Here is a 7,835-nt window from a genome sequence, read left to right on the forward strand (position 1 = left end):
GGGCGGGTACGCCCCGCGCGCCGCCGGCGCGCAGGTCGAAGCGCACCTTGGCGGCCACCGCGGCCGCGCCGAGTTCGTCGAGGATGTCCAAACCCCGTCGAACCGACGCGGTGTCGCCGGACTCCGCCAGCGCCAGCGCCACATCGTAGGGCGTGCCCAGGTCGGTGAAGGCCGCGGCGGCCCGCTCGAACTGCCCGGCGGCGAGCAGCCGATAGGGCTCGGCGACCGCGTCCGCGGTCACCGGCTCCCCGATGCGCCGCAGCCACATCGCCAATTCCCCACGCGCCCATTCCAATCCGTGCGCGGGCGCGGTGTCCAGCAGGTCCCGGCACCGGCCGAGCCGATCATCGGCGGCCCCGGTGAGCCAGATCCGCTCGACGATCGCGGCCGCGACCGGCAGCATGCGCACCGGCTCGCCGTAGCTGCCGGCGAGCTGCCACGCGCGATCGATTTCACCGGCGTCGTCGCCGTCGCGCCGCAGCGCCACCACCGCGCGGATCAACAGCGGCCAGCCCCGGGCCAGCGGCGCACCGGCGGCCTCCAGCACCGCGTCCGCGTCCGCCAGCGCGCCGGGCCAGTCGCCGGTGAGCAGTTTGAGCCGGCCGCGTGAACCCAGTTGCACCACATGGCATACGGGCAGATCGTGCTCGACCATCAGCGGCAGGCACACCTCGAGCAGCTCGGCCGCCGGGCCGAGCCGCCGCTGTTCCACATCGAAATAGGACAGGTTCGTGTAGCCGCTGGAATAGATCTCGTCGATGTGCCGCGGGCCGGTGGCCAGGGTGTGCAACAGTTCGGTGCGGGCGACGGTCCGGCCGGAGACGACCGCGTGAATGTTCTCCACGATCCCGACCCGCACCAGCAGCAGCGGATCGGCGGCGGCGGTCGCGATCTCGCGGGCCCGGGCCAGCAGCGCGGTCGCGGCCTCGAGCCGGGTCGACTGGACCGCGAGATACGCCTGCAGGGCGAAGGCGTGGCCCACCTGGGTGAGGGTCGCGGGGTCGGCCGCGGCGCCGTCCAGGGCCGAGATCGCCGCGCTCACATGCTCGTCGGCGAGCTCGCGGTTGGAGTTGTACCACTGGTACACCGCCAGCGCGTGATGATCGGCGCTCACCGCGACCGGCGCGTTCATGGCTTCGCGCAGGCGCATCGCGGTGCGGCAGGCCGTGATCGCGTCGTCCAGCCGGTCGGTGAGGTAGTACTCGGCGGCCAGTAGCTCGAGCAGCTCGGCTTCGGTCTCGGGCGGCAGCTGGTGCTGATCGAGGGCGAGGCGGAAGAACTCGGCGGCCTGGGTGTGCGCGCCCGAGCGGGCGCCCGCGCGCCCGGCGGCCGCGGCGGCCTCGGCGATCAGGTCGCTGTCGCCCGCGCCCACCGCGTGATGGGTGATGACGGCGGGATCCGGGCGGGCGGCGGCGTAGTGGGCGTGGATGAACCGGCGGTGCAGACCCGGTTCCGCACCGGGCGGAATGACGCTGGTGACGGCCAGGCGGCACAGGTCGTGCCGGAACGCCACGCCGCGGTCGTTGCGCTTGATGAGTCCGGCGTCGTCCAGGGCGCGCAGGGCGGGCAGCGTGACGCCGAGATCGATGAGCAGATGATCGGCGATCGCACCGGGCGCGCAGCTCAGCAGATGCAGCAGATCCCATGCGGCGGTGTCCAACCCGGCCGTGCGGGCCAGGATGGCATCGCGCACGGTGGCGGGCAGTTCGTCGGTGCGATGGTCGAGCATCTCGCAGACGAAGAAGGCGTTGCCACCGGTCACCTCGTGTAGCCGGCGCGGGTCGACGGGCCGGTCCGCGATCAGCGTCGTGACCGCGTCCAAGCTCAGCGGCGGCACCGTGAGGGTGCACGCGTGCGCCGACCGCGCGATATCGCCGAGCAGTCCGCGCAGCGGATGGGCGGCGCCGACCTCGTCGTCGCGGGCGATGCCGATCAGCAGCAGCGGGGTGCGCGCGACCCGGCGCAGCAGGAAACGGAACAGGTCGATGGTGCCCTGATCGGCCCAGTGCAGGTCGTCCACGATCAGGATCGACGGCTGCGGGCGGAGTGCGCCGAAGACGGCGGCGAAGATGTCGTAGGACTGGTCGCCGCCGCGCAGCAGGGCGCGGGTGGCGTCGTCGAAGCGGTCGGCGAGATCGTGCAGGGGGCCGAGCGGGCGGGGCGTGGACAGCGGATCGCACGCGCCCCACAGCACCTGTTCGCCCTCGGTGTGGCGATCGAGGAAGGCTTCGACGAAGGCGGTCTTGCCCGCCCCGGATTCGCCGGACACCAGGACCGCGCCGCCCCTGCCCGCGCGGGCCGCGGCGGCCCGGGATGCGAGCTCACCGAGCTCGTACTCGCGCTCGGTGAGTCTCACCTCCGGGATATTACCGCTGGTGACGGGCTGCGAAAACCCTGGATACCGGGGTTCGGGACTCGGGGCGCGCGGCCCGAAGATAGGGAATCGACCCCCATGATTTCGCCGCCGCGATGGCCGAACGTTGAAGTCACCGATCGCGACCGCATCGGAACTCGCACCACAACGGGAGCCCGAATCATGAAGCGCTACCTCATCGAACGTGACATCCCCGGCGCGGCCGGCCTCAGCGCCGCCGAGCTCACCGATATCGCGAAGCAGTCCAATGCCGCGGTGACCTCGCTCGGCGTGCCCTACCGCTGGATCACCAGCTACGTCGCGGGCGACAAGCTGTACTGCCTGCACGAGGCCGAGGACGCGGACGCCGTGCGCGAACACGCTCGCCGCGGCGGCTTCCCGGCCGACCTCGTCGTCGAGGTGGCCGGCGAGTTCGGCCCGCACACCGCCACCCCCTGACCTCCGACCCGACCATTCGAAAGGGGTTACCCCAGTGCAGGTCCCCGTGATCGCGGGTGCGATAGCGAGCGCGGTCTTCGCCGCCAGCACCCTGTCCATGCTGGCAAAAGCCCTCCGCACCAAGGACGTACGCTCCTACAGCCCCGCCAACATCACCCTGGCCAATCTGGGGAACCTGATCTACATGGTCTACGTCCTGGACCTTCCCCCGGGCCCGATCTGGGCGCTGCACCTGTTCCACACCCTCAGCTCGGCCCTGATGCTGCTGTGGTACGTGCGCTATGTGCTGCTCGCGGAGAAGGTTTCGCGGGAACCGGCGGGGATGAGCTGAGGCGCGGCCGGCGGCTCGCCGCACGGGCGGTGTGCGACTCCCTACTCGTCACCCTCGGGCATCCCGAGCCGCCGGGCGAACTCGAGCACGCGCGCCTCCGGCAGCTGCGGCGCGATCCACCCGTGGGCCGCCGCGTGCGCCATGAATTCCGCCGGGGGAGCGACCGCGTGCGTTCCGACGTAGTCCTCCCACGCCAGGGGCCATGCCCACTCGCCGTCGGTCACCACCCCGATGCCGACGCGCGCCCCGGGCCGCCCGAGCGCGAACGGGTCCGGCGCCCTGCTCGCGGCCACCACGATCACCGTCGCCGACCGCAGATACCGCAGCATCCGCACCACGTCGCCGGCGGTGAGGGTGCCCGGCACGGCCTCAAACGAGTCCGCCTGCTCGCCGATCCTCGCCGGAGCCGCGACGCTGTGTACCCCGCGCGGCCGGATCGCTTGCGCCGCGGCCGAACCGGCCCCGGGCCCCGGCTCGATCTCGACGATCGCCCCGTCCGCTCGCAGCTGCCGCGCGAGAACCTCCATCTCGACGCGCGTCCCCGCGCTGCCTTCGGCCAGCAGCTCGTCGGCCCCGGCCCGAGCGTCCGCCATCGAGAGCGCCTCCGCCCGCCGCAACACCCGCATCGCCCCCGCAATCGACAGGCTGCCCGTCGCGATCCGCAGGCGAGTCGTTCCGTTCATGGCCAGCATCGCCGCCCGGACACCGGTGGGCGGCGGCCCGTAAGCCGACTCCTGCCGGTCGGTTCCGCACTCCGGGCACTCTCCCTCGAGGCTCCACCACCGCGCGTCCCCGTCGAGCACGTCGCGAACAACGACCCGGACCGCGGCCCGGCACCGCCCGCATTCGGTTGCCAGCGGCGCGCTCTCGACCACGATCTCCACGTGCGAAACCCTATTCGTTTCAGGGCGGCGGCCGGTGAATTCTCGAAGCCGCGATCCGGTCCCACTCACCGGACACACGGTCCCGATCAGTGGCTGCCGGATAGCTGATTACCTGTGACTTTGGTGAAACAGATACATTCCAGATGTTTGCTGAGTTAGGTTTCCGGGCACGCCGGACAGTCGGCGCTGAGAATCTCGGAGGAACACCGTGGAATACGTAGGGTCCGTCGCCGGAGTTTTGCAGACGATCATCTTGACCATCCTGGCCAACACCGGATCGGGGGGCTCCGGCTCCGGCCTGTGAACCTCGGGGGGTTCGGCTCGCTGCCGCTGCGCCGAACCCCGTCGACATCGCCTTCGGGCCGTCGCGTAGGACGCGGCGGCCCGAACGCTTTTCGTCTGCGCGAACCGGGATATGGATAGCTGCGGGTCATTTCGGACGGAGGCCCGGCCGCCGCCGGAATTGCCTTGTGGGGACAACTCGAACTCTGGGAACATCGAGTTGTCGCCGCTCTGTGCGCCGGAGCGCGGACGGGGGGCTGTTCATGATCCGCAATTTCGCCGGCATTCCATTGCATTCGACGGTGGAGGCCGCGCTACGGAGTGCGGCGGCGCTGCGGGTGCGCGGCCCTGTCGACACCCACACGCTGCTGGTCGAATTGATGCGTGCCGACACCTCCGGTGACTGGTCGCGAATCTGTTTGAACACCGGGAGCATCGACGCGATAGCGGACAAGCTCGTCATCGACCCGCCGAAGCACGGCGCCTGGTACTGGGAACGGGTTCCCCTCACCGACAGTTGCGCCCTGGCCCTGGATGTCGCCTGGCGCCTGGCACACCGCTACGCGCTGCTGCCCATCCCGCTCGGCCTGGTCGTCATCGGGCTGGTAGCCGACGACTCGGCCGCCTCTCGTGCGCTACGGGATGGCATGGCCCCTGGGGAGTTGCTCACGCTCCTGCAAACCGACGTGCTGGGCACGACGCTGAGCGGGCTGGACGGCATGATCATCACCGTCCTCTCCGAGGCGAGAGCGGTCCAGCGCCAACGATCCGCGAGCTTGGCCCGGCCCACACCGGCAGCTTTCGGCTCAGCCGCCGCCCCGCCGCTTTCCACCCGTCGGAAGGTGGTGACGACGGCCGTGGTCACCGCGTTCCTCGCCGCCCTGGGCTGGGCGATTTTCATCTACGAAGAACCGTCGAAGTCCCCGAAAGTCCCTTCGCCCCCGAAGACTTTCGCCCCGACCTCGTACACCTGGAAGCCCCCGCCTTCCCTCACCTTCAACCCCGCCCCGCGCTGACCAGCAGTCGACGCCACCGCCCGCTTCGGCCGGTCACCACGTCTCCGGTCCTGCGCACCTACGAAACAAACCGGTTCCACACCAGCCGAACACGACTCGGCCCTGAAGCCGTGCGGCAACGGGGCCGTGCCGGGCCATTGCGGGGACGGATCACCGCGATTCAGCGATTGCGTTGCGGCACTTCGGCATCCGAGACCGAAGTCGGTGTGCGCAGGGGAGCGCCGACGTGATGCAGATGCGTCAGCGCCTCGCGATACGAAGAGATCAGACCGGTCTCGTGGTACGGCACGCCGACCTCGGCGCAGTAGTCGCGCACGATCGGCCGGGCGTGGCGCAGGTTCGGGGTTGGCATGCTCGGGAACAGGTGGTGCTCGATCTGATAGTTGAGCCCGCCCAGCGCGAAGTCGGTCAGCGCGCCGCCCCGGACGTTGCGGGAGGTCAGGACTTGGCGGCGGAAGTAGTCGGGACGATCATCGCCGGTCAGGGTCGGCATGCCCTTGTGGTTCGGGGCGAAGATGCAGCCCATGTACAGGCCGAACAATCCCTGGTGCACGGCGAAGAACGCCAGCGCCTTGTCGGCGGGCAACACCGCGAACAGCGCGCCGAGGTAGATCGCGAAGTGGCCGAACAGCAGCGCGCCCTCGAGCCCCCGATGTTTGACGGACCGGTTCCGCAGCGCCCGCACACCCGCCACGTGCAGGTTCAGACCCTCGAGCAACAGCAGCGGAAAGAACAGGAACGCCTGCGCCCGCCCGACGAACCGCGCCACCCCGCTACTGGACCGGGCCTGCCGCTGCGACCAAACAAGGATGTCCGGCGCGACATCGGGATCGAGCTCCTCGTGATTCGGGTTCGCGTGATGCCGGGTGTGCTTGTCCTGCCACCACCCGTACCCCAGCCCGATGCCGGCGTTGCCGACCACCCGCCCCACCAGCTCCGTCGGCCGCCGCAGCCGGAACACTTGCCGGTGCGCGACATCATGCATGACGAGCGCGACCTGAGCGAACGCCACCGCCAGAAACGCCGCGATCCCCAGCGTCCACCACGAGTCCCCGACGAGCACGAACGCCGCCCACCCGCCCGCGAACGCCGCCCCCACCAAACTCAGCCGAACCCCGTAGTACACCGGCCGCCGCTCCATCAGCCCCGCGTCGGAAATCCGCCGCAACAACCGGGCATAGTCCCCCTCCGCACCCCGCCGCGGCGACCGCGGCCCTGACTCGGACCCCAACGCAGATGTCGTCATGACCCGAAGCTATCGCCGAAATCCTCGTCCCTTGTAACCCCTTGGTATGACATGGAATTGGGGTCCGATGTGGTATTCGCCGGCGGCGCCGAATGTCCTCGGAACCAGAATGGTCCGCTCCGTCGACCCGACCGGCGTCGAGACGACTTCGGACCTGTTGAACCCAGGATGTTGCGAGCGTCCTCGCCGCCTCGTGTCAGTTGGGGCGGGCTCGAGATATCAGTGCGGGCAACGTATCTCGGTCATCGAAGCGGCAGGCGGTATCGGCAGGAAAACCTTTCGGCAGTTCTCCGCCTCTGCGATCATCGTGTAGTCGCCGCTCCGTCTGCCGGGGTGGCGTACGGAGGCTACCCATGATCCGCGACCTCAGCGGCATACCGTTGCACTCGGCCGTGGAGGCCGCGCTGCGAAGCGCGTCGGTCAAGCGGATGCGCGAACCCGTCGACACGTTCACGCTGCTGACCGAACTGATGCGCGCGGACAACTCGGGCGAATGGTCCCGAATCTGGTTGCACACCGGGGGAATCGACACAATCGAGAAGAAACTCATCGCCGACCCGGTGACATCGGGCGGTTGGTACTGGGAGAACATCGCGCTCACCGACAGGTGTGCCCTCGCGCTGGACATCTCCTGGCGCCTGGCCCACCGGTACGACATGCTGCCGATTCCCCTCGCCATGGTGGTACTCGGCCTCGTAGCCGACAGCTCCACCGCGGCCGCCCGGGCATTGCACGCCGGTCTGACCCGCACCGAGCTCCTGTCTCTCGTGCAATCGGATGTGCTGGGCACCACGCTCAGCTACCTCGAACGCACGCTCGGCGAGGTTCTGCGCGAGGCGCAGAGCACCACGCAACCCCCGCGACCGCGCAACCCCGCCGGGGAGGAACAACGCGGCGGGCACACCGGTTTCTGGTTGAAATCACCCCTCGACCAGGCGCCGCCGCTCAGCTCCCGAAGGCTGAAGGTGATAGGCGCCGGTCTGATCGTGCTACTGATCGCCTTGATCGCGGTGGACCGCAGCGAACGAGGCCGGCCCCCGCCGGCGCCCTCTCCCACACGCGTCACCGTCGCGCCGCCCACTTTCACCCTGGAGCCGGCACCCACTTTCCGCTACACGATTCAGATGTCGACGCGGCCACGCTGAAACCGGGAATTCTCCAACCCGGCCAAAGTATTTCGCCGGAATGCGGGATTGCGATGACGAAGCGGGCCGCGCCCCTCCGGCCGCGAATACCGGAACGGGCCGCCGAGCAGATGCTCGGC

The 7,835-nt window shown here is 69.7% G+C and carries 7 protein-coding genes; 4 read left to right on the forward strand and 3 right to left on the reverse strand.

What is annotated here, in order from left to right; translation table 11 throughout:
- The coding region (locus tag ABZ319_RS39295; RefSeq protein ID WP_354991678.1) for an AAA family ATPase at positions 1-2,356 on the reverse strand (2,356 nt) is incomplete at its 3' end.
- A 180-nt stretch (positions 2,357-2,536) separates the two neighbouring features.
- On the opposite strand from ABZ319_RS39295, the gene ABZ319_RS39300 reads away from it, so the two are divergent.
- Both ABZ319_RS39300 and ABZ319_RS39305 read left to right on the forward strand, forming a co-directional pair.
- Positions 2,537-2,812, forward strand: coding sequence for a DUF4242 domain-containing protein (locus ABZ319_RS39300; protein WP_354991679.1), 276 nt, complete (start codon positions 2,537-2,539; stop codon positions 2,810-2,812).
- A gap of 34 nt (positions 2,813-2,846) precedes the next feature.
- Positions 2,847-3,143: a hypothetical protein gene (locus ABZ319_RS39305; protein WP_354991680.1), complete on the forward strand. Its 297-nt coding sequence runs from the start codon at positions 2,847-2,849 to the stop codon at positions 3,141-3,143.
- Positions 3,144-3,184: 41 nt separating this feature from the next.
- Here ABZ319_RS39305 and ABZ319_RS39310 read toward each other — a convergent pair whose 3' ends face one another.
- On the reverse strand, positions 3,185-4,027 hold the full coding sequence (locus ABZ319_RS39310; RefSeq protein WP_354991681.1) for a hypothetical protein: 843 nt from the start codon (positions 4,025-4,027) through the stop codon (positions 3,185-3,187).
- A 545-nt stretch (positions 4,028-4,572) separates the two neighbouring features.
- Between ABZ319_RS39310 and ABZ319_RS39315 the strand changes: the two genes are divergently transcribed.
- Positions 4,573-5,325, forward strand: a complete 753-nt coding sequence (locus ABZ319_RS39315) for a hypothetical protein (protein ID WP_354991682.1) — start codon at positions 4,573-4,575, stop codon at positions 5,323-5,325.
- A gap of 160 nt (positions 5,326-5,485) precedes the next feature.
- On the opposite strand, the gene ABZ319_RS39320 is transcribed toward ABZ319_RS39315, so the two are convergent.
- Complete coding sequence (locus tag ABZ319_RS39320) at positions 5,486-6,496, reverse strand: acyl-CoA desaturase (protein WP_354991683.1); 1,011 nt, start codon at positions 6,494-6,496, stop codon at positions 5,486-5,488.
- Between the two features lie 428 nt (positions 6,497-6,924).
- On the opposite strand from ABZ319_RS39320, the gene ABZ319_RS39325 reads away from it, so the two are divergent.
- Entirely contained in the window at positions 6,925-7,716 is a 792-nt protein-coding gene (locus ABZ319_RS39325; RefSeq protein WP_354991684.1) for a hypothetical protein, read from the forward strand.
- Positions 7,717-7,835: the final 119 nt, after the last annotated feature.

Origin of the sequence: Nocardia sp. NPDC005978, from assembly GCF_040614455.1 — a bacterium.
GTDB lineage: Bacteria > Actinomycetota > Actinomycetes > Mycobacteriales > Mycobacteriaceae > Nocardia.